At 65.0% G+C, this 18,757-nt stretch carries 22 protein-coding genes; 9 read left to right on the top strand and 13 right to left on the bottom strand.

Features of this window, described 5'->3' with window-relative positions; all coding sequences use genetic code 11:
- Window positions 1-75: 75 nt before the first annotated feature.
- From NGM29_RS15890 to NGM29_RS15880, 3 genes are all read right to left on the bottom strand, one after another.
- Window positions 76-1,545, bottom strand: a complete 1,470-nt coding sequence (locus tag NGM29_RS15890) for a dihydrolipoyl dehydrogenase (RefSeq protein ID WP_254157511.1) — start codon at window positions 1,543-1,545, stop codon at window positions 76-78.
- Window positions 1,546-1,617: 72 nt separating this feature from the next.
- Window positions 1,618-1,848, bottom strand: a complete 231-nt coding sequence (locus NGM29_RS15885; RefSeq protein ID WP_254157509.1) for an Lrp/AsnC family transcriptional regulator — start codon at window positions 1,846-1,848, stop codon at window positions 1,618-1,620.
- Window position 1,849: 1 nt separating this feature from the next.
- Complete coding sequence (locus NGM29_RS15880; protein ID WP_254157507.1) at window positions 1,850-2,593, bottom strand: potassium channel family protein; 744 nt, start codon at window positions 2,591-2,593, stop codon at window positions 1,850-1,852.
- Window positions 2,594-2,777: 184 nt separating this feature from the next.
- Here NGM29_RS15880 and NGM29_RS15875 point away from each other — a divergent pair, with 184 nt between their 5' ends.
- The gene (locus tag NGM29_RS15875; protein ID WP_254157505.1) at window positions 2,778-3,404 is read left to right on the top strand and encodes a hypothetical protein; all 627 of its coding nucleotides are present in this window, start codon (window positions 2,778-2,780) and stop codon (window positions 3,402-3,404) included.
- A 39-nt stretch (window positions 3,405-3,443) separates the two neighbouring features.
- Here the strand turns inward: NGM29_RS15875 and NGM29_RS15870 are convergent, their stop codons facing one another.
- Window positions 3,444-3,641, bottom strand: a complete 198-nt coding sequence (locus NGM29_RS15870) for a heavy-metal-associated domain-containing protein (RefSeq protein ID WP_254157503.1) — start codon at window positions 3,639-3,641, stop codon at window positions 3,444-3,446.
- Between the two features lie 161 nt (window positions 3,642-3,802).
- On the opposite strand from NGM29_RS15870, the gene NGM29_RS15865 reads away from it, so the two are divergent.
- Window positions 3,803-4,033 (top strand): Lrp/AsnC ligand binding domain-containing protein, encoded by a 231-nt coding sequence (locus NGM29_RS15865; RefSeq protein WP_253437094.1) that lies wholly within the window; start codon window positions 3,803-3,805, stop codon window positions 4,031-4,033.
- Between the two features lie 178 nt (window positions 4,034-4,211).
- Here the strand turns inward: NGM29_RS15865 and NGM29_RS15860 are convergent, their stop codons facing one another.
- A complete protein-coding gene (locus NGM29_RS15860) occupies window positions 4,212-4,754 on the bottom strand; it encodes a DUF5813 family protein (RefSeq protein WP_254157501.1) in 543 nt (180 codons plus the stop codon).
- A gap of 209 nt (window positions 4,755-4,963) precedes the next feature.
- Between NGM29_RS15860 and NGM29_RS15855 the strand changes: the two genes are divergently transcribed.
- The gene (locus tag NGM29_RS15855; protein WP_254157499.1) at window positions 4,964-5,110 is read left to right on the top strand and encodes a hypothetical protein; all 147 of its coding nucleotides are present in this window, start codon (window positions 4,964-4,966) and stop codon (window positions 5,108-5,110) included.
- Between the two features lie 6 nt (window positions 5,111-5,116).
- On the opposite strand, the gene NGM29_RS15850 is transcribed toward NGM29_RS15855, so the two are convergent.
- Entirely contained in the window at window positions 5,117-5,506 is a 390-nt protein-coding gene (locus NGM29_RS15850) for a DUF7522 family protein (RefSeq protein ID WP_254157497.1), read from the bottom strand.
- Between the two features lie 160 nt (window positions 5,507-5,666).
- Between NGM29_RS15850 and pan2 the strand changes: the two genes are divergently transcribed.
- The 3 genes from pan2 (at window position 5,667) to NGM29_RS15835 (ending at window position 8,904) form a co-directional block, all read left to right on the top strand.
- The gene (gene pan2 / locus NGM29_RS15845) at window positions 5,667-6,893 is read left to right on the top strand and encodes a proteasome-activating nucleotidase Pan2 (RefSeq protein ID WP_254157495.1); all 1,227 of its coding nucleotides are present in this window, start codon (window positions 5,667-5,669) and stop codon (window positions 6,891-6,893) included.
- A 91-nt stretch (window positions 6,894-6,984) separates the two neighbouring features.
- Window positions 6,985-7,464, top strand: coding sequence for a pyruvoyl-dependent arginine decarboxylase (locus NGM29_RS15840; RefSeq protein WP_254157493.1), 480 nt, complete (start codon window positions 6,985-6,987; stop codon window positions 7,462-7,464).
- 234 nt (window positions 7,465-7,698) lie between these two features.
- Window positions 7,699-8,904, top strand: coding sequence for a CobW family GTP-binding protein (locus tag NGM29_RS15835; protein ID WP_254157491.1), 1,206 nt, complete (start codon window positions 7,699-7,701; stop codon window positions 8,902-8,904).
- On the opposite strand, the gene NGM29_RS15830 is transcribed toward NGM29_RS15835, so the two are convergent.
- Window positions 8,885-9,067 carry a hypothetical protein gene (locus tag NGM29_RS15830; protein ID WP_254160673.1) on the bottom strand — a complete coding sequence of 61 codons (183 nt, stop codon included), beginning with the start codon at window positions 9,065-9,067 and terminating at the stop codon, window positions 8,885-8,887. The genes NGM29_RS15835 and NGM29_RS15830 overlap by 20 nt on opposite strands.
- Window positions 9,068-9,154: 87 nt before the next feature.
- Here NGM29_RS15830 and NGM29_RS15825 point away from each other — a divergent pair, with 87 nt between their 5' ends.
- The gene (locus NGM29_RS15825) at window positions 9,155-9,316 is read left to right on the top strand and encodes a DUF1059 domain-containing protein (protein WP_254157489.1); all 162 of its coding nucleotides are present in this window, start codon (window positions 9,155-9,157) and stop codon (window positions 9,314-9,316) included.
- Window positions 9,317-9,388: 72 nt separating this feature from the next.
- Here NGM29_RS15825 and NGM29_RS15820 read toward each other — a convergent pair whose 3' ends face one another.
- The 4 genes from NGM29_RS15820 to NGM29_RS15805 all read right to left on the bottom strand — a co-directional run bounded on the left by NGM29_RS15820 (window position 9,389) and on the right by NGM29_RS15805 (window position 14,839).
- Complete coding sequence (locus NGM29_RS15820; RefSeq protein ID WP_254160603.1) at window positions 9,389-10,549, bottom strand: glutathione-independent formaldehyde dehydrogenase; 1,161 nt, start codon at window positions 10,547-10,549, stop codon at window positions 9,389-9,391.
- A 257-nt stretch (window positions 10,550-10,806) separates the two neighbouring features.
- Window positions 10,807-12,726 (bottom strand): aldehyde ferredoxin oxidoreductase family protein, encoded by a 1,920-nt coding sequence (locus tag NGM29_RS15815; protein WP_254157487.1) that lies wholly within the window; start codon window positions 12,724-12,726, stop codon window positions 10,807-10,809.
- 238 nt (window positions 12,727-12,964) lie between these two features.
- A complete protein-coding gene (locus NGM29_RS15810; protein ID WP_254157485.1) occupies window positions 12,965-13,147 on the bottom strand; it encodes a DUF1328 domain-containing protein in 183 nt (60 codons plus the stop codon).
- Between the two features lie 141 nt (window positions 13,148-13,288).
- The gene (locus NGM29_RS15805; RefSeq protein ID WP_254157483.1) at window positions 13,289-14,839 is read right to left on the bottom strand and encodes a bacterio-opsin activator domain-containing protein; all 1,551 of its coding nucleotides are present in this window, start codon (window positions 14,837-14,839) and stop codon (window positions 13,289-13,291) included.
- 113 nt (window positions 14,840-14,952) lie between these two features.
- Here NGM29_RS15805 and NGM29_RS15800 point away from each other — a divergent pair, with 113 nt between their 5' ends.
- Together NGM29_RS15800 and NGM29_RS15795 are read left to right on the top strand one after the other, a co-directional pair.
- Complete coding sequence (locus tag NGM29_RS15800; RefSeq protein WP_254157481.1) at window positions 14,953-15,162, top strand: HVO_0649 family zinc finger protein; 210 nt, start codon at window positions 14,953-14,955, stop codon at window positions 15,160-15,162.
- Between the two features lie 150 nt (window positions 15,163-15,312).
- Entirely contained in the window at window positions 15,313-15,942 is a 630-nt protein-coding gene (locus NGM29_RS15795) for an HAD family hydrolase (protein WP_254157479.1), read from the top strand.
- Here the strand turns inward: NGM29_RS15795 and NGM29_RS15790 are convergent.
- Window positions 15,939-16,586 carry a helix-turn-helix domain-containing protein gene (locus NGM29_RS15790; protein WP_254157477.1) on the bottom strand — a complete coding sequence of 216 codons (648 nt, stop codon included), beginning with the start codon at window positions 16,584-16,586 and terminating at the stop codon, window positions 15,939-15,941. The two genes, NGM29_RS15795 and NGM29_RS15790, sit on opposite strands and share 4 nt — an antisense overlap.
- An 80-nt stretch (window positions 16,587-16,666) precedes the next feature.
- Window positions 16,667-18,541, bottom strand: a complete 1,875-nt coding sequence (locus NGM29_RS15785; RefSeq protein ID WP_254157475.1) for a molybdopterin biosynthesis protein — start codon at window positions 18,539-18,541, stop codon at window positions 16,667-16,669.
- Window positions 18,542-18,757: the final 216 nt, after the last annotated feature.

Genomic DNA, 18,757 nt, shown 5'->3' with positions numbered 1-18,757 from the left:
TCGAGCGACTTCAGGTCTCGAACGTGCAGTCTCTGTGATTGCTTCTCGAGTGGTGTCGCTCGGCGGATACGGGCGTCAGTGCTGGTGGTTGTCGCCGTGGTCGTGCTGGTGGCCGGAATGACCGTCGTGATCGTGGCTGTCACCCCGACTGAACTGTCCGGTAAACGCGCGCTGGACGACCTCGGGGAGCGCCGGGTGAACGTGGACTGCACTCCGAATGTCCTGGACCGTCCCCGTGCCGGACTTCATCGCGACGACGACCTCCTGGATCAGCGTCGAGGCATCCGGCCCCACGATGTGACACCCCAAAATCGTTCCCTCGAGGTCGATGAGCACCTTCACGAACCCCTCGGCTTTCATCGCCGCGCCGCGGGCGGTGTCCTCGTAGCGGTACGTGTTCGTCGCGTATTCCCGACCGTCGTCCCGGAGGTCGGCCTCGCGAGCGCCGGCACCGGCGACTTCGGGGGATGTGAAGACCGCGAACGGCATCGCGTCGTAATCGACCGGCTGGAGTTCGTCTCCGAAGAGGTTTCGGGCGACCGCCTGGGCTTCGTGGTTCGCGCTGTGTTTCAGCAGGTACTCGCCGACGATGTCGCCGAGTGCCCACACGCCCTCGGCGTCCGTCCGCAGGTACTCGCCGGTCTCGACGAAGCCTCGAGCGTCAGTCTCGACGCCCGTCGCTTCGAGGTTCAGGGTATCCGTATTCGGGCGGCGACCGGCGGCGACCAACAGCGCGTCGCCGGTGGCGGTCACCGGCTGAGCGTCCTCGAGGAGTCCATCGCCGTACTCGTAGGGCTTCGCCTCGACGGTGACCTGGCCGTCGGAAGACGAGACGGCGGTCGCCTCGTGGCCGGTGTAGACGGTGAACCGGTCGGCGAATCGGTCGGTGAACGCCTCGGCGACCTCGTCGTCGGCCTCGGGGAGGAGCGACGGCCGCCTCCCGACGATCGTCACGTCGCTGCCGAACGTGCCGAAGAAGTGCCCCAGTTCGGCCGCGACGTACCCGCCTCCCACGATCACCAGGTGTTCCGGTGGCGTCTCGAGGCGTAGCGCCTCGGTACTGGTCAGGTACTCGACGTCCTGGATGCCCTCGATTGGCGGGATTGTCGGGCGAGTCCCGGCCGCGATGAGGATCGTGTCGGCCCGGAGCTGTACGCCGTCGTCCTCGCCGCCGGAGACCTCGAGCGTTCTGTCGTCGACGAACCGTCCCTCGGCCTCGAACAGGGCGTGATCAGACGAGGAGCGCAGGCCGCGACGGATCGATTCGGCGTCCGCTTTCACGTCTTCGTTGACCTCGCGGACGATACCGGCGAAGTCGACGTCGTCGACGGTCGCGTCGATCCCGAACTCGTCGGCGGACTCGATCGTCTCGAGGACGTCGGCGTGATAGAGCAACATCTTCGAGGGGATGCAGCCACGATTGAGACACGTCCCGCCAAGACGCCCCTTTTCGACCACGGCAACGGACTGTCCCTGGTTGACGGCCGCGTTCGCCACGTCGAGGCCCGAACCCGATCCAACGACAAGAAAGTCGAACTCCTGCATACGGGTTTCACGCGACAAAACAGTATAAATCACCGAGGTCGAACCGATCCCCTGGCGACTCGAGACTACCGATCAGTCCATCGCGATGTACGTTTGGGTGTCCTCGACGCCCTGAATGCCCTGAATGCGCGTCGCGGAGATTTCCTTCACTGCAGCGGGCGTCTCGACGCGCGCCTTCGCGATGATGTCGACGTCGCCCGCGACGATGTGCGCCGATTCGACGCCCTCGATCGCTTCGACGCTGTCTCTGAGTCGATCCGCCTCGCCCGTATTCGCCTTGATCATGATGAACGCAGTGACCATACTAGTTGCCTCCGTCGTGTTCGCCGCCGTTCGCTGCACCTGGATTCTGGTCGACAATTCCGCCATCGGCCGACACCGCCCGGTCCGGTGACTCGCCCACGAGAATCTGCCTGACGTCGCTCAACACGTCGAAATCCGCCAGGACGACCAGGCGGTCGCCGGTCTCGAGCGACTCGTCCTCGGTCGGAATCGCGAGCTGGTGGCCCGACTTGCCGAACGCGAGCAGGGTCGCGTTGGCCGGCAACTGGAGTTCGCTGATCGTGTACCCCCGAACCGGGGCCTCGTTGGTGATCGTCAACTCGACGACCTGGAGGTGCTGGGCGATGTCCGCGATGGCCCGGATCGTCCCGCCCAGCAGGGCGTTCTTTGCGCCCATCGCACCCAGCCGTTCGGGGTAAATCACGTCGTCGACTTCGTCGGCGTACTTGCGGTAGATCTCCTCGCGGTAGTCCTCGTCGATGCGCATGATCGTCCGACAGCCGTGGTGTTTGGCGATCATGCACGCCGCGAAGTTGACGTTCAGGTCGCCCGTCAGTGCGCCGAGGGCGTCGGCCCGGTGGACGCCCGCTTCCTCGAGGTTCTCCTCGCGGGAGCCGTCGCCCTGGACGACCTCGAAGTCCTGGCCGCGTGCCCGGCGGACCTTCGCCTCGTCGTACTCGACCAGCGTTACCTCGTGGCCCTCCTCACGTAATACGCGCGCAGTGCGGAGGCCGACCCGACCGGCGCCGATGATGACGAACCGCATGGAGTGGGCTACGCCGGCAGCCGTGAATAATGTTACCCCGGTTCACGGTTGTGCGGGCGCGGATAGGCGCGATGACGACGGGTCGGAGTGACCCACGACGGATCCAATGTACCACGTCGTCGAACACGTCGCTCGAGAACGACCAGCAGGATTATGAGCTACGACTCGAGATACCGACGATAGCATGGACGGGGAACCGCCGGCGGAAGCGGCCGACGAGACGGAAGCAGTGGGTGACGCGGGTGACGGGGACGGCACAAGCGACGCGAAAGACGCGAAATCGACACCGGTTGACCCGTCGGATGCCGAAGCGACCGTCCGGTCGGCGATCAGCGACGAACTGGGCGTCCCCGAAACCCCTCCGGACCCGGAAACGAGCTCGCACGTCCTCCCCGACGAGAAACTCGCCTACCCCGACTTCGAGTTCGAGTCCGGGTCGATGGACGAGGACGGCGGGTTCGACCTCGAGCAACCGCTCGACCGGGAGTCGATGCGCGTGTGGCTCGAGGACCTCTCGAGCGGCCTCGCCAGTCACGACGTGGGCGTCTCGACGCCGACTGACCGGGCCATCTTCGGCGTCGGCACCGGCGACGTCTCGATGCGGTTCGACCCCGACGAAAACCACACGGGCACGCTCGAGGTCACGTTTTCGGTGAAGGCGAAGCTCATGACCTTCTCCGACGACCCCGACGAGCGCGAGGCGGGGGCTCGCGGCGGCGAGGGATTCATCCCCCTCGAGATGCTCACAAGCGAAAAGCGGCCGGAGCACTTCCGGTGTTACAACTGGATCGACGATCCGATCGACCGGTAAAACGTGTAGAACGAGCGGGCGTTCGCGAGTGGGCCGAATTCAGGCGGAGGCGTCGTAGCCGGCGTTCTGGATCGCCTCGACGAGCGCGTCGACGTTGGCGTCACCCTCGACGGTGACGGCGTCCGATTCGTTGTCCGCCGACGCCTCGACCACGCCGTCGACGTCCTCGAGCGCCGATTCGACCGTGTCCTCGCAGCCGCCACAGCTCATGCCAGTTACCGTGATGGTTCGTGCCATACACTCACTTCGGGCTCCAGGTTTTTGCCAGTTACTGCTTCGACCTCTCCTTGCACTCACCGCGGGACTTTTGATACGAAAGTTTCGACGGGCTCTCGAGACGTCGGCGTCCGTGGCCGGGCAAACACTTTAGTCGTGCCAAGGAGTACCACACAGAAGTAATGGTTCACGCGTTCATCATGGTGAAGACCGCTGCCGGCAAATCCGAAGGACTCCTGGCGGGCATCCGCGACCTCGAGAGCGTTTCGGACGCCCACATCGTCGCCGGCAATTACGACATCATCGCGGAGGTCGACGCCGACGAGGTGTACGGCGTCCTGAAGGCGGCTTCGGGCGATATACAGAGTCTCGATGGGGTTTCGGATACGAAGACCTACATCGCGATGGACTGAAACGACGTTTGCGAGATTGCGTACTGCGCGGCAGGTCCGTCGCTCGAATGGACCGGATCAAACGCGCCGGAGGAATCTATCGCTCGAGTTCGTATCATCTAGAGAACACAGCATGCCTCGAGCCACTATCACTAACGTGGCGCATCCGTTCATCGTGAGCCGAGGCGAGTAAGCGTGATTAAAACGGGCTGTCGTACTCGTCGCCGTGGTCGCCAGCAGCGCCTTCTGCAGCCCGCTCTCCCGCGGTCTGGGCGTTCTCGACCAGCGTCGCCGCGGGCCCCTCGTACTCGTACCCCGGAATGATGCCCTGTGCGTAGGTTCCCTCGACGTACTCGATCAGTGCCTTGGCGTCCTCGACTCCCTCCCTGGCGTCCCAGGCGACGTACTCGAGGGAGACCGTCACGACTCCGTCGTCGCGACCGATGCGCGGCGCGTCGTGTGTGCCCGTTTCGGCGACCGTGAACACGTCCGCGAGTCGACGCTCGAACGTCTCGAACCAGCCGTCTTCGACGACCGGGGCGACGCGGTCGGCGGTCGCCGCATCGAGCGTCGGCAATCGGACGACGACGGTAAACGAGCCGTCTCGCCGCCCCTCGGCGGCGGTCGCGGTCACGCGCGTCTCGAAGACGGTGGTCTCGAGCGCGTACGTCGCGTCGTCGACCAGCTTGAACGCCTCGTGCTCCCCGAGTGCGGCGGAAACAGGGGTCGGTAACTCCGTCATACGTGGGCGAAGGGTTGGTACGGAAATGGGTGTTACGCCAGTAGCGGGATGCGAGCCTGCAATGTCAGGGCCGAGTGGAACTGTCCCGTCACTTCGGTTACCATTTCACTGGCGTTCGATCGGTTTCCGTCCGTTTCGCCGTGAACAACGGTGGGAAACAGCGTTAATGTCGTGCATAACTACACGTGGGTCGACCGTTCGTCGGAAGCATGGCACTCGATAAGTACGCTGCGGAGAAACGACGGTTCGCTCGACTGCTCGGTACCGACGGGGAACTCGGCTCGGGATTACCGATCGGCTCCCCCGACGGACCGGGCGAGTCCAGCGACGACGACGAGCGGACGGAAGCGTGTTGACGACGCTTACTCGCGGTTGCGCTCACCCAGGAACGACTCGAGACCGATCGCGACTTCTTCGAAGTCCTTGACCGTCAGCCCGTCGGTCGTCGCGAAGACGCCCTCCCGATCGGTCGTCACGCGGATGAGAAAGCCGTTTTCGAACACGCGGATGGTGTACTCGTAGTCGCCCAGCTCTGAGCCCTCGTAGGCGGTCTGAGCGGTCTTGAAGCCGCGCCATTCGTGACCGATGAAGCTCGTGAGGTCGGCGTCGCGCTCGAGGTCGTCGCGGAGGTACAGCTGTTCGAAGTCGTCCCGAGTGAAGTATGTCACCGACCGGAGGCTGTCGCCGACGGCGGTTCGACAGGTGGTGACGATCTGATCGGCCGTTTCGTCTGTGAGCAGACCCGTGGCCATATCGAGGGGTGGGAACCCCGGCCGCTTAAATGGCGCGGGCGGCGGTCGACGGATGCCAGGCCCGGGCCGTGAGCTTTCGCCGGCGAATCGGAATCGCGTCGATGTCCTCTCCGCGACCCAAAGGCAGATGTACCGTCGGCAGCTATGCTCGGTCGTCAGGATGTCTCGAAGTCCCTCGCTCCCCGACACACCGAGCCGGGAGATCGACCCCGATCTCCCGGACGAAGAACGACTCGAAGCGCTCCACGACCACTTTCTGCAACTGACAGCGGCCAGCGAGCAGCTGTCAGAGCAACTCGACGCCGCCCGCGACCGGCGAACGCGCCTCAAAGAACAGGTCGACCGTACCAAACGCGAAAACGAGGTCCTCAAGAGTTCGTCGCTGTACCTCGCGACCGTCGAAGACCACCTGGGCGACGAGGTTATCGTCAAGCAACACGGGAACAACCAGGAGGTGCTCACCGAAATCGGCCCCGACTTCGCCGAGGAACTCGAGTACGGAGACCGCGTCGCCGTCAACGATTCCTTCGGTATCCAGCGGATCCTCTCGGCGGAGACGGACGCCCGCGCACAGACGATGGAGATTACGGAAAAACCCGACGTCAACTACGATGACATCGGGGGGATCGACGACCAGGTTCGAGAGGTCAGGGAAGCCGTCGAGCAACCGCTCGCCCAGCCCGAACTCTTCGAGAACGTGGGGATCGAACCACCGGCCGGCGTCCTGCTCTACGGGCCGCCGGGCACGGGGAAGACGATGCTCGCCAAAGCCGTCGCCACCCAGACCGACGCCACCTTCATCAAGATGGCCGGCTCCGAGCTCGTCCGCAAGTTCATCGGTGAAGGCTCCCGACTGGTTCGGGACCTCTTCGAGATGGCTCGCGAGCGCGAACCCGCCGTCATCTTCATCGACGAGATCGACGCCATCGCCGCTACGCGTACCGAGTCGAAGACCTCCGGCGACGCCGAGGTCCAGCGAACGATGATGCAGCTCCTGAGCGAGATGGACGGGTTCGACGAGCGCGGTGACATTCGCATCATCGCCGCTACGAACCGGTTCGACATGCTCGACGACGCGATCCTCCGTCCAGGTCGGTTCGATCGCCTCATCGAGGTTCCAGAACCCGACGGCGAGGGACGACAGCAGATCTTCGAGATTCACACGCGAACCATGAACGTCGACGACGACGTCGACTTCGAGGTCCTCGCCGAACAGACGGTTGGCTTCACGGGCGCGGAAATCGAATCCGTCACGACCGAAGCCGGGATGTTCGCCATCCGCGACGACCGGACGACCGTCGGGCAGTCAGACTTCGAAGCCGCCCTCGAGAAGATTGAGGCCGGCGACGCGGAAGTCGTCACGTCGGCGAACTATTTCTTCGACTGAGGAACTCGAGGCCGTTTTTACCGCGTTCCGTGGCGTTTCGAATCGACCCGAAATCGCAAGTCCTTACGCCGTCGTCCACCCACGTCCGTTCATGAGCACTATTCGGGTCGTCTGGGGATCGGCCGCGGGACCGACGAAGATGGCCGCCTACGACGGCGCGCTCGCGGACGCCGGAATCGAGAACTACAACCTCGTGACCGTCTCGTCCGTGATTCCGGCGACCGCTCGCGTCGAGGCGGTCGGAACCGCCCCCGACCTCGGCCCGGTCGGAAATCGGCTGACCGTCGTCCAGGGACACGCGACGGCCGCCGATAACGAACCGGCGAGCGCCGCCCTCGCGTGGGCCGAATCCGACGGCGGCGAGGGTCCGGGCCTGTTCTACGAGACGACCGGGACTGACCCCGATTCGGTTCGCGAGCGCGCCCTCGACGGTCTCGAGGCCGGCCAGGCCCTCCGAAACTGGGCGTTCGACGAGCCGTCTGTCCAGGTCGAAACGACGGAGGAGGAATCTGGGGCGTACCAGGCCGCAGTGGTCGTCGCCGCCTACGGCACGAGCGAGCCGATATGCTGACGACGACTGAGCGGGGCGAGGCAGCGCACAGGAGCGATTTGGAGTGAGCTGTTCGGCGGCTTTCGGTGTTTCGGTCGGTCTTCGCTTCGGATCCTCGTTCAGTCCGCACTTCGGCGTCGAGCGACGCCCGCTCGAGTCAGCCCCGACGATTCGAAGGAGGGAGCATCAGCGTTCGAGACTCTCAACGAGAGCCACCCGGTCGTTTAGTACGCTCGTCGTGGTCCTCGATACCATATGACGAGCAAAGGGCCAGTTCCCGTCACCGTCGTCAGCGGCTACCTCGGCGCGGGAAAGACGACGCTGATCAACCGCGTGCTGTCGAACCCCGGCGGACGCCGAGTGGCGGTGATCGTCAACGACATGGGGGAGGTGAACGTCGACGCCGATCTCATCGCGCGGTCCAGTGACGACGAGGACGACGGCATCGTGGACCTCTCGAACGGCTGTATCTGCTGTCGGTTGCGGGGAGACCTGCTCGAGGAAGCGACGCGACTGACGAGACGCCGCGAGTTCGACGCCCTGCTGGTCGAAGCCTCGGGAATCAGCGAGCCGATTCCCATCGCTCAGGTGTTCCTCGAGGGAACGGACGCGAGCGACGCTGATCCGGACCTGTTTCGGCTGGACACAATGGTCACCGTCCTCGACACGTACGGCTTCTGGAAGGAGTTCGACGCCGGGGCCCGCCTCCCGGACGACCTCGAGCCGGACGCGGATCGACCGCTGAGCGACGTGCTCGTCGAGGGCATCGAGTTTTGCGACGTCCTGTTGCTCAACAAGGTCGACGCGGTTCCCGAGGACGTCTTCGAGGAAATCGAAGCCGTCGTCGAGACGCTCCAACCGCGAGCGACGCGGCTCCGAACGACCTACTGTGACGTGGACCCGGACGTCGTGCTCGATACCGGTCGGTTCGATTTCGAGGCGGCGAGCCGTTCCCAGGGGTGGAAGCGCCACCTGCGTGGGGAGGGAAGTGGGCACGACCACGGTCACGACGCCGACCACGACAACGGCGCTAAACTCGATCACGACGCCGGCCACGACCACCACGCCGACCACGACATTGAACCCGGCGCCGCCGAACGACACGGCGTCTCCTCCTTCGTCTTTCGCTCCGAGACCCCGTTCCACCCGGAGCGACTCGCGACCTGGCTCGAGGAGTGGGACGGAGCCATCGTTCGAGCCAAGGGCGTCTGCCACGTCGCGAACCGCGAGGAGGTGATCGGCGTCAGCCAGGCCGGTCCGTCGGTGAAAGCCGGTCCCATCGGTCCGTGGCGACCGGCCGACGACCGGACGACCCAACTGGTGTTCATCGGTCGTGAGATGGACGAACCGCAGATTCGCGAGGAACTAGAAACCTGTCTGGTCGACGACGACCGCGAGACGGTGGACGCATCGACCGATTCGTTTCCGCTGGAGGCGCTCGTTACGCGAGCTGGTCGCTGAGTTCCTCCCAGGACTCGTGGAAACCGTGCGTTGACTGATCGGCCACGCCGTCCGAGAACGCGTCCTGGTAGACGTCGTCGTACTCGAGCAATTGCGTCCACCCGTCGTGGAGGGTGTAGCTACAGTACTGGCACATGGATCTGGGTACGCCGTTCGCGACCATACCAGTTTCTCCGACCGAAGTGAACCTGTCGCGCGGGCGAGGGCCAATAACACAAAGGCTATGTCGACACAGTGGACCGCGTTCTGCATGTGCGGAAGGGGCGGATACGTCCAGAGCGCGAACGACACAGTCGAACGGGGATGCGATCACTGCGGGTGGCACGCGGTTGCAGGGTCGTACCCGGAACTGATCAAACGGTACCAGGATCACCTCCGCGATGATCACCCGATGGCCTGGGTTCGCAGCTGAGGCTCACCTCGGTCGACTGGCCGGTGCTCGTCACGGAGGTCACGAGCAAAAAATCGGATTCCGCGCGACCCCTCAGGGCTCAAGCAACACCTTGATTACGCCCTCCTCTCGCTCGTCGAAGCGCTCGTACATCTCGGGGGCTTCCTCGAGGCCGACTCGATGCGAGACGACCCAGCTTGGGTCTGCGCGGCCCTCGATGATCATGTCTCGGAGCTGTCGGTTGTACTGCTTGACGTTACACTGGCCGGTGCCAAAGCGCAGGCCCTTCTCGAAGAGTTTCCCGAAGTCGATGCCGAGGCGGCCCTGTGCGGCCATCTCGTCCGGGGCGCCGGGATCGGAGGGGACGTACAGCCCCGGTACGCCGATTTCGCCCGTCGGCCTGACGGTCTGGATCAACTGGTTGAGTACGACCGCGGGGTTCTCGCGGGCGGGGTCGTACGCGTCGTCGGTGACGTCCGTCTCGGGGTCGATCGCCTGGTAGCCGACGGCGTCGACGCCCTTGTCAACCTCGTCCCCGTGCTGGTCGACGATCTGTTCGACCGGGTCGGACTCCTCGAAGTTGATCGGATGGGCGTCGCAGTGGTCCTCGGCCATCTCGAGGCGGCTCTCGACGCGGTCGACGACGTAAATCTCCGAGGCGCCCTGGATCATGGCGCTGTAGGCCGCCATCAGCCCGACCGGACCGGCCCCGAAGATCACGATGGACTCACCGGGTTGCAGGTTCGCGAGGCGGGTGCCGTGCCACCCCGTCGGGAAGATGTCCGCCAGGAGCGCGAAGGCGTCCTCGTGTTCGTTCCCCTCCGGCAGTTTCAGCGCGTTGAAGTCGGCGAAGGGGACGCGGAGTTTCTCGGCCTGGCCGCCCTTGTACGGTCCCATCGCGACGTAGCCGTACGCGCCGCCGGCGAAGCCCGGATTGACGTTGGTGCAGAAGCCGGTGTAGCCGTTCTCGCAGTTCCGACAGAATCCGCAGGCCACGTTGAACGGCAGCACGATACGGTCGCCCTCCTCGAGCGTCGTGACGGCGTCGCCGACCTCAGTTACGGTGCCCATGTTTTCGTGCCCGAAGACGATTCCTGGATCGGCCGCGGTCCGGCCCTCGTACATGTGGAGGTCCGAGCCGCAGATGCACGTCGTCGTGATGTCGATGACGACGTCGTTTTCGTGTTCGATCTGTGGCTCGTCGACCTCTTCGACGGCCACGCCGTGCGGTCCCTGGTATACGACTGCGCTCATTGACATTGGGTATCAAACCTCGAGGAACGGACCACTAACGTCGTTGTAAAGGTTCCCGTGTGCGGAATCGCCCCGGCGCGAAATATTTAGCTCTTGTCGGTTCGCACGCTGGAACGAATCGGCTGCCGTGAGACTGGTACCGACTGGAACGTTGGTACCCGATTCGATCGAGCGGCAACGCGGGTGGCCGTCGCTACCCACGAGACTCGAAAAAATACGTCGTGATCGGAGTCGCGACCTTCGAGTCGGCCTCGCAATCAGTCGTCAGCCGGAGCCGGCGAGTCGCCCGCCGAGACGCCGGTACCGGGGCCCATGTCGATGCCGAGTTCGTCGAGTTTCTCGTCGGGGACGACGCCGTCGACCCAGCCGCGGTGCTCGTAGTACTCTTCTTTCATCTCATCGAGTTCGCAGTACTCGCCCTCGCTGGCGCCCTGGCCGCGGATGCCGTCCTCGAGGAAGCGCGCCGGCAGGGAGTCGTCCGCGCCGTCGAAGCCGGCGAGGTTGTTGTAGTAGCGCTCGAGGTTGTAGATGCGCTCGCCGGCTTCCATGAGTTCGTCCTCGCTCACGTCGAGGCCGGTCATGCCGTTGTACTGGTCCACGTACTCCTCGATGCCCTCCGCGAAGGCGTTGAACTTGCAGATGTCGAAGCTGTCGGAGATGGCGTGGAGGTCCTGGAAGGCGGCGGTCAGTTCGCCCTTGCCCTCCCACTCGTAGGGATCGACCTTCTCGGGAATGCCGAGAATTTCGGCGGCGGGCGTGTACCCGCGCAGGTGACACGCCCCGCGGTTCGAGGTGGCGTAGCCGATGCCCATTCCCTTCATGCAACGTGGGTCGTAGGCGGCGATGGTCTGGCCCTTGACCGCGAGCGAGTTGTCGTGGGCGTCCTTGCGGTCGGCGACCCGACGCGGACCCTCCGCGAGCAGGTCGGCGAGATCGTCCTCGCGGTGACCGATCCGGTCGATCATGTCGATCATCGTCTCGTAGTCGCCCCACTCGAGGTCGCCCTCCTCGAGTTTGCCCTGCTCGGACATCTCCATGGCCATCGCCATCATGTTTCCCGTCTCGATGGTGTCGACGCCCACGTCGTTACAGCGCTCAATCATGAGGGCGACGGCGTCGCGGTCGGTGTGCCCGGAGTTCGGGCCGAGCGCGTAGGCCGACTCGTACTCGTAGGACTCCGTCCTGACGTTCATCTCTTCGCCCTTGTGCATCGTCTGCACCTCGACTTCCTTCTTGCAGGCGACCGGACAGGAGTGACAGGTCGGCTCGTCGACGAGGATGTTCTCGCGGACGTTCTCCCCGGAGACGCGCTCGGCGTCGATGTCGACGCCCTCGGCCTCGCGCATGCTTTCGGTCGAGGTGTACTGGGCGTTCTTCGTCGGGAGGCCGTCCATCTCCTCGCCGATGTTCATCAGGACGTTCGTCCCGTACATCGAGAGGCCACCCTCGTTGGGCGCGGTGACGTCCGATTCCTGGATCGCCTTCATCGCCTGCTGGTGGCCCTCCCTGAACGTCTCCTGGTCCGCGGGCTTGGGCATCTTCGTCGTCGACTTGACGACGACCGCCTTGAGGTTCTTCGACCCCATCACGCAGCCGGTGCCGCCCCGGCCGGAGGCCCGGTCGTCTTCATTCATGATGCAGGCGTACTTCACGCCGTTCTCGCCGCCGGGACCAATCGCCATCAGCGAGAGGTTCTTCCCGTACGCACCGTCTACTTCCTCCTCGAGTCGGTCGCGGGTCTCGTGGACGCCGCTTCCCCAGAGGTGAGAGGCGTCCCGGAGTTCGACCTCGCCGTCCTCGACGACGGCGTAGACGGGCTCGTCGGCCCTGCCTTCGAACAGCAGGCCGTCGAAGCCGGCCCACTTCAGCCGAGCGCCGGACCAGCCGCCGTGATGGCTGTCGGTGACGGTCCCGGTGAGTGGCGATTTGGTACAGACCGCGATTCGCCCGGACATCGGCACCTGCGTGCCCGTCAGCGGTCCGTTCATGAACGCGAGCAGGTTCTCTGGCCCCTCGGGATCGACGTCTGGTCCGTTTTCGAAGACGTACTTTACGCCGAGTCCGCGAGCCCCGATGTACTTCTGGGCGTCGTCGTCGTCGACCGACTCGTAATCGACCGACTCCGAGGAGAGATCGATGCGAGCAACCCTGTCGTGAAAGCCGCCGAGTTCAGTCATGGTAAACCCTGTTCGTTATATTCGTGGCGGAGCCTGTTAGGCGTTCCCACAGGCACGTAACCGGATCCACTTACATTGCGAAGAAGACGACGGTCTCGACCCGGTAGCCAGCCCGCACGCTGGCGTCGCTTCTCTGTTTTCCGGCCTCGTATCTCCGGCTCCCTCTCTCTGATTACCGGTCTCCTCTCTGGTTTTCGGCCTCGAGTCTCGGACTCCGAGTACCGACACTCGAGGGCGGCTACAGTAACAGGGCGACGATCGCGAGGATGATGAAGATCAACACGAAGATCCGTGCGATCTCCATACTCACCCCGGCGACGCCGCGGGACCCGACCGCCGCGGCGATGATCGCCAGGACGAAGAAGATGATCGCCCAGTACAGGAAGCCGCCGCCACCGATCTGGAGTGGGATCTCGAGCATGTGTGCGTTGCCACCACAGACGAGTATATAAACGCGGGTGACCGTCCTACTCGGTTTTTCGGCGCTAAGGGGCGACTACGGCCCAGTAAGCGAGTCTAGGGTGATCTTTCTTCGCCTTACTCGCCTTCGACGAACGTCACTTCACTCACCTTCGAAGAACGCCTGACAGAGTTTCGCTTCGGCGCTCCGCAGGTGTTCGTGGAACGTCGGTCGCGAGACGCCCATCGAACTGGCGAGTTCCTCGCCAGTGGTTGGACGGGGCCACTCGAAGTAGCCGCCGAGGTACGCCCGTTGCAGGGAGGCGAACTGGCGTTCGGTCAGTTCGTCCTCGAGTCTGGCGGCAAACTCCTCGCGGGTCTCGCCGCCACGTTCGTGCTGGCGGAAGGAAATGACGTCCGTTCCGTCGTACCGCGCCTGGACCGACTCGACGACGCTGCGAACGTTCGTCGAGTGCGGAATCTCGAGGGTCACGCGGGCGCGACCGTCCTCGGCCTCGATCGACTGGACGAGAATGCCGCGTTCAGAGAGCCACTCGACGAGGTCGTCCTCGGCGTTGAGTTCGATCAGCGTGCGGTCCGCCCGCTCGACGAGAACTGCGAGGTCGATTCCCTCGAGACCGTCGGCGGCCGTCGCCAGTTCTTCGGCGTCGGCGTTCGTGACCGTAAACAGCGACGCCGTGTCGTCGCCCACCCGGTGAACCGATCGGCGGTACTCGAGGCGGCCGCCCGTCTCGGCGCTGATCGCAACTGGTGGGAGGTCGCGGTCGGTCAGCTCGAGTTCGACGGCGACGACGGCGTCGGTCGCGAGCATGCGACTGGTCTCGCGAGCGTTGATCCCGCTGGCGACCGCCCGTGCGAGCGCCGAGAGGATGATCGTCTCGCGGTCGTCGACCTCGTGCGAGTCGTCGCTGCAGACCGTCAGCGTCCCGTACTCGACGCCGTTGTAGACGAGCGGGAACGAGGCGTGGGTCCACCCCTCGACCGTGTCGACGACGACGGACTCCGAAGCGAGGCTGGTCGTCGCGGGGTGATCGGCGTCGATCGGCACATCGTCGGGGTCGACGCCGACGCTCGCTCGCACCTCGAGCGTGTCTGTTGCAGGATTGCGCTCGCCGATCCAGGCGCCCTCGTAGGCGGCTTCCTCGGCGATTCGGCTACACACTGCGGTCTCGAGGTCGCTCCGGGAGGTCGATCCGGCGACGACGCTGGTCACGTCCTGGATCAGGCCCTCGACGCGCTCGAGGATGTACTCCAGTTCCTCGGTTCGTTCCTCGAGGGCGAGCTCGGCTGCCTTTCTGGCCGTGACGTCGTTCTGGAAGCCGACGTAGTGCGTGACGGTTCCCGTCTCGTCGCGAACAGGGGCGATCGTCACCTCGTTCCAGAACTCGGTGCCGTCCGCTCGGTAGTTCCGGAGTTCGACCGTCGCCGGTCGTTCTTCCTCGATAGCGGCCCGCATTTCCGCGACCACTTCGGGGCTCGAGTCCGGCCCCTGGAGGAATCGACAGTTTCGTCCGAGAACCGCCTCGTCGTCGTAGCCGGTGAGTCGCTCGAAGGCCGGATTTATGTACACCAGCGGGTTGTCCTCGCGTGACGGATCGGAGAGGGAGACGCCGATCGGCGCCTCGTCGATCGCCCTCGCCTTCACGGCTCGGTCGACGTCGCCCTTCCCGTCTCGTCCGTCGGTGTCGTCCATGTCCACTCTAGTTTCGGGCCGGTCATAAAACGCCAGTCCCTATCGCGGTGGTGAACATTCTTCGTTCGTGACTGATGCGGACAATTATACGACCCTGAGTTGTATGTTAACACATGTCTATACAGAGAAGTCGGTCGCCGTTCGAACGACTGCGCCAGCGACTCGATCGAACCAGTGCCCGGTGCCGAGAGTGCGGCTACGACGGCGACGACGCGGGCTGGCACGTGACGACGTCCGGACGGTCCGTCCACTACCGGTTCGTCTGTCCCTCCTGCGCCGGCGTCGAGACGAGGGAGGTCAGGCTCGAGTCACCGCGTCGGTGAGTTCTGCGCTCATGGGGAAGTGACGTGTGACGGGGGACGTGAGGGACGTCTGACGGGCGACACGAGCGACGTGGGAAACCAGCAATACCGTCACCGGCGGCGCTCGCGGCGACACACACTTATAAGCGGAGCGACTACTGGTAGCTCCACATGGTCTCGGAGTACGACTTCTGGCTCCTCGATCTCGACGGGACCCTGATCGACGTCGAGTGGTCCTACACCCGCGAGGTGTTCGACCGCGTCGGTGACCGGCTCGGTCGAGAGTTCACCGACCGGGAAGCCGATATCCTCTGGAACGGCCTCACCGGCTCCCGCGACGCTCAGCTCAGGGCCTGGGGCATCGAGCCGTCGGCGTTCTGGGACGCCTTCCACGCCGAGGAGGATCCGCTCGTTCGCGCCGAACAGACGTACCTCCACGAAGACGCCGCGTTCGTCGGCGACCTCGAGACGCCGGTCGGCCTCGTCACCCACTGCCAGCAGTTCCTGGCCGATCCCGTCCTCGACCACGTCGGGATTCGCGACTGGTTCGACGACGTGCTGTGCTGTACCCCGGAGACGGGCTGGAAACCCGACCCGACCCCTGTCGAGCAGGTAATGTCGAACCTGGGGGTCGCCGAAAACGGACACCAGGGCGTCCTCGCTGGCGACGGTGCCGGGGACGTCGGCGCTGCCTGGAACGCCGGCCTTGACGCGATTCACGTCGAACGCGTCGGTCACGACCGGCGCGGACGCTGCGTGCTCGGCGACTACCGCGTCCAATCGTTCGAAGAACTGTTTTAGTCGGTCGTCTGCTCGTTCACCGGCTGTACCTCCGCGTCGACTAGCGTCCCGTACGCGCGCCGCAATCGTTCCGAGAGCGCCTGGTGGGAGATGCCGAGGTCGTTCGCGAGTTCCTCCATCGAAATCTGGCGCGGAATCTTGAAGTACCCCTTCTCGAACGCGGCCGTCAACGCCTCGTGTTGCTCCGGCGTGAGCCGTGTGTTCCCAGTCGACACCGTCGAGACGTCAGTGACGCGGATCAAATCGACCACGATGCCCTGGCTCTCGAGTGCCTCGTGGGTATCGACGAGGTGCTCGCGCGTCCGAAATCGCATCTTGAACTGCCACCAGGAATCGACGCCGCTCCCCTCGAGCAACGAGCCGCCAGAAGAGAGCAACTCGTCGTAGAGGTACTGTCCGCGCTCGGAGTCGACGTCGTAGAGGAGCCGGTCTTCGGCACTCGCGACCAGTTCGAATCGCTCGATCGTGTCGTCGGCCGCGAAGGCGTTCTCGATCGCCTCGCAGGTCGTCCCCGAGACCCAGATCGACGGGAGCGTCTTCGACACGGAGGACTCGAGTTCGAGCCTGGCCTGTGGCGCTCGCTCGAACGTCGTTTCCATCGCCGTATCCGAGGCCGGGATCCGAAACTCGGCAATCGTCGACATCACGCACACTACACCGCTCGGGCGTAAAACTACTACTTCGAAGATCCTGACTACCGGTGCCCAGAGACTATCTCCGTACGTTATTCGAGTTTCTTACGGAGGGCCGACTTGAGTTCCCGAACGCCCGGTTTGTCGATGCGGTCGGCCGCTGCCCAGACTTGGACTGGTTGTTCCCCGAGGGAAACGAATCCGAGGCTCAATCGCTCCGCGGTCTCCTGAAGTCCGAGCGCGACGTCCGCTTCCCCGGCGATGACCCGTCGAGCAGGGCTCTCGTGGGCGCGTAGTCCCAAATCGAAGCCGTCGATGGCCGCGGTGAGGTCGTGGCGGTCCTGGCCACGTTCGTCCGCGAGTTCCGCGAGGGCGACGCCCAGGCTCGTTCGCAACCCCGAATCGGTCGTCCGGTTGACGAACCGCAGGTCGCGGTCGACGAGCGACTCGAGCCCCTCGACCTCAGCCGGGTTCCCCGCAGGCACGATCAGCCCCCACTCTCGATCCCAGGAGCCGAGTTCGGTACCTTCGGGTTCGCGATCCGGCTCGACCGGCCCGGCGACCACGGCCACGTCGGGCGCTCCCGTCCGAAGCCGCCGCAGTGCGGGGCGCGATCCGATCGGGAGGTATCGTGGTCGCACCAGACGATCCAGGACGCGGTTGAGGGTCGGATCGTCCTCGCCGACGCCGAACAGCGTCGGGAGCCGACGATCGGGCGAGAACAGCCGGACCTCGAGTGTTGCGCCGACCTCGAGGTAGTCCGTGTCGGCGTCGATTTCGACGACTCCGTCGGCTTCGACGAGGCTGGTCGTCGCCCCGCTCCCCTTGTCGACGGGGTAGACCAGGTACTCGCCGTCGCCGTCAGTCGTGACGCCGACCGGAAGCAAGCGATGACGCCCCTGCTCGGATCGCTCCTCTCGAGCCAGGCGGCCGGTCAGCGTCGCCGTCTCGGGTTCCGGAACGCCGGCCGCCTCGCGGATGGCAGGTGCGACGAACGTCCGGAAGACCATCATCGCCGAGACGGGGTAGCCGGGGAGGCCGACGTAGGCGGACCGTCCCGCCGAATCCGACCGCTCGAGGCGCCCGATCAGCATCGGCTTCCCGGGTTTGACGCTCACGCCGTGCAGCAGCAACTCGCCTTGTTCCTCGATCACGCGGTAAATCACGTCGACCGCGCTCGCGCTCGTCGATCCGGACGAGAGCACGAGATCGCACCCCTCGGCCGCTTCCCGAAGTACGCGCTCCATCTCGGCGGGGTCGTCGCCCGCGTGCGGGTAGAGCACCGCCTCGCCGCCTGCCTCCTCGACGCCCGCGGCGACCGTGTAGCTGTTGACGTCGTAGATCTGCCCGCGGGCACTCTCAAGGTCGCCGCCCGGGCGAACGAGTTCGTCACCGGTCGAGACGATTCCCACGCGGGGACGGGAACGAACGGGGACCTCGTCGACGCCCAGCGCCGAGAGCAGGCCGGTCTCCCGCGGCGTCAGCTGCGTCCCCGGCCCAAGCGCTCGCTCGCCGGCGGCGACGTCAGCCCCAGCGAACATGACGTTGTCTCCTGGAGCGACGCTCGTGCGGACCAGAACCGTCCCATCTTCGAGGTCCGTTCGCTCGACGGGAACCATCGTGTCGGCCCCGGGCGGCATTACGGCTCCGGTCGAGATTTCGACCGCTTCGCCGGGTTCGACCTCGAGTCCCGGCTCCTCGCCGGCGTGGACCTCCCCAACCAGTTCGAGGCGAGCTGGGTCGGCTTCGTCCGCTCCGAACGTGTCGCTCGCGCGGAGGGCGTAGCCGTCTAGACTCGAGCGATCGAAGCCGGGGACGTCCAGTTCGGCGTCGACGCGCGTCACCAGTACCCGGCCGCGTGCCTCTGACAGGGGGACGCGGTCGATGCCGCCCTCGAGCGACAGCGACCGAATCGCCTCGTGGGCTTGCTCGGGTGTCGCGAGATCCCGAAATTCCTTGCGGGCCATGGGCGTCCTTGGAAGCGATGCCGTAAAAACCTCGAGTGTCCACCGGCGCGCTCGGCTCACTTCGACCCGATCGCTGTACGGGAGTTTATGTACGAATGAGAGGCCAAACCCGGCGTGAACTGACTCGAGACGCGATCCGCGCGGCGGTCGTGCGACACGACGGATCGCGGTAGCGGTGTGTCGCCTGTTCGCCACAGTCCGACGCCTCGTCGCCTC

Origin of the sequence: Natronosalvus rutilus (genome assembly GCF_024204665.1) — an archaeon.
GTDB lineage: Archaea > Halobacteriota > Halobacteria > Halobacteriales > Natrialbaceae > Natronosalvus > Natronosalvus rutilus.
The sequence above is the reverse complement of the archived record's forward strand: the minus strand, read 5'-3'. Positions and strand labels throughout refer to the sequence as shown.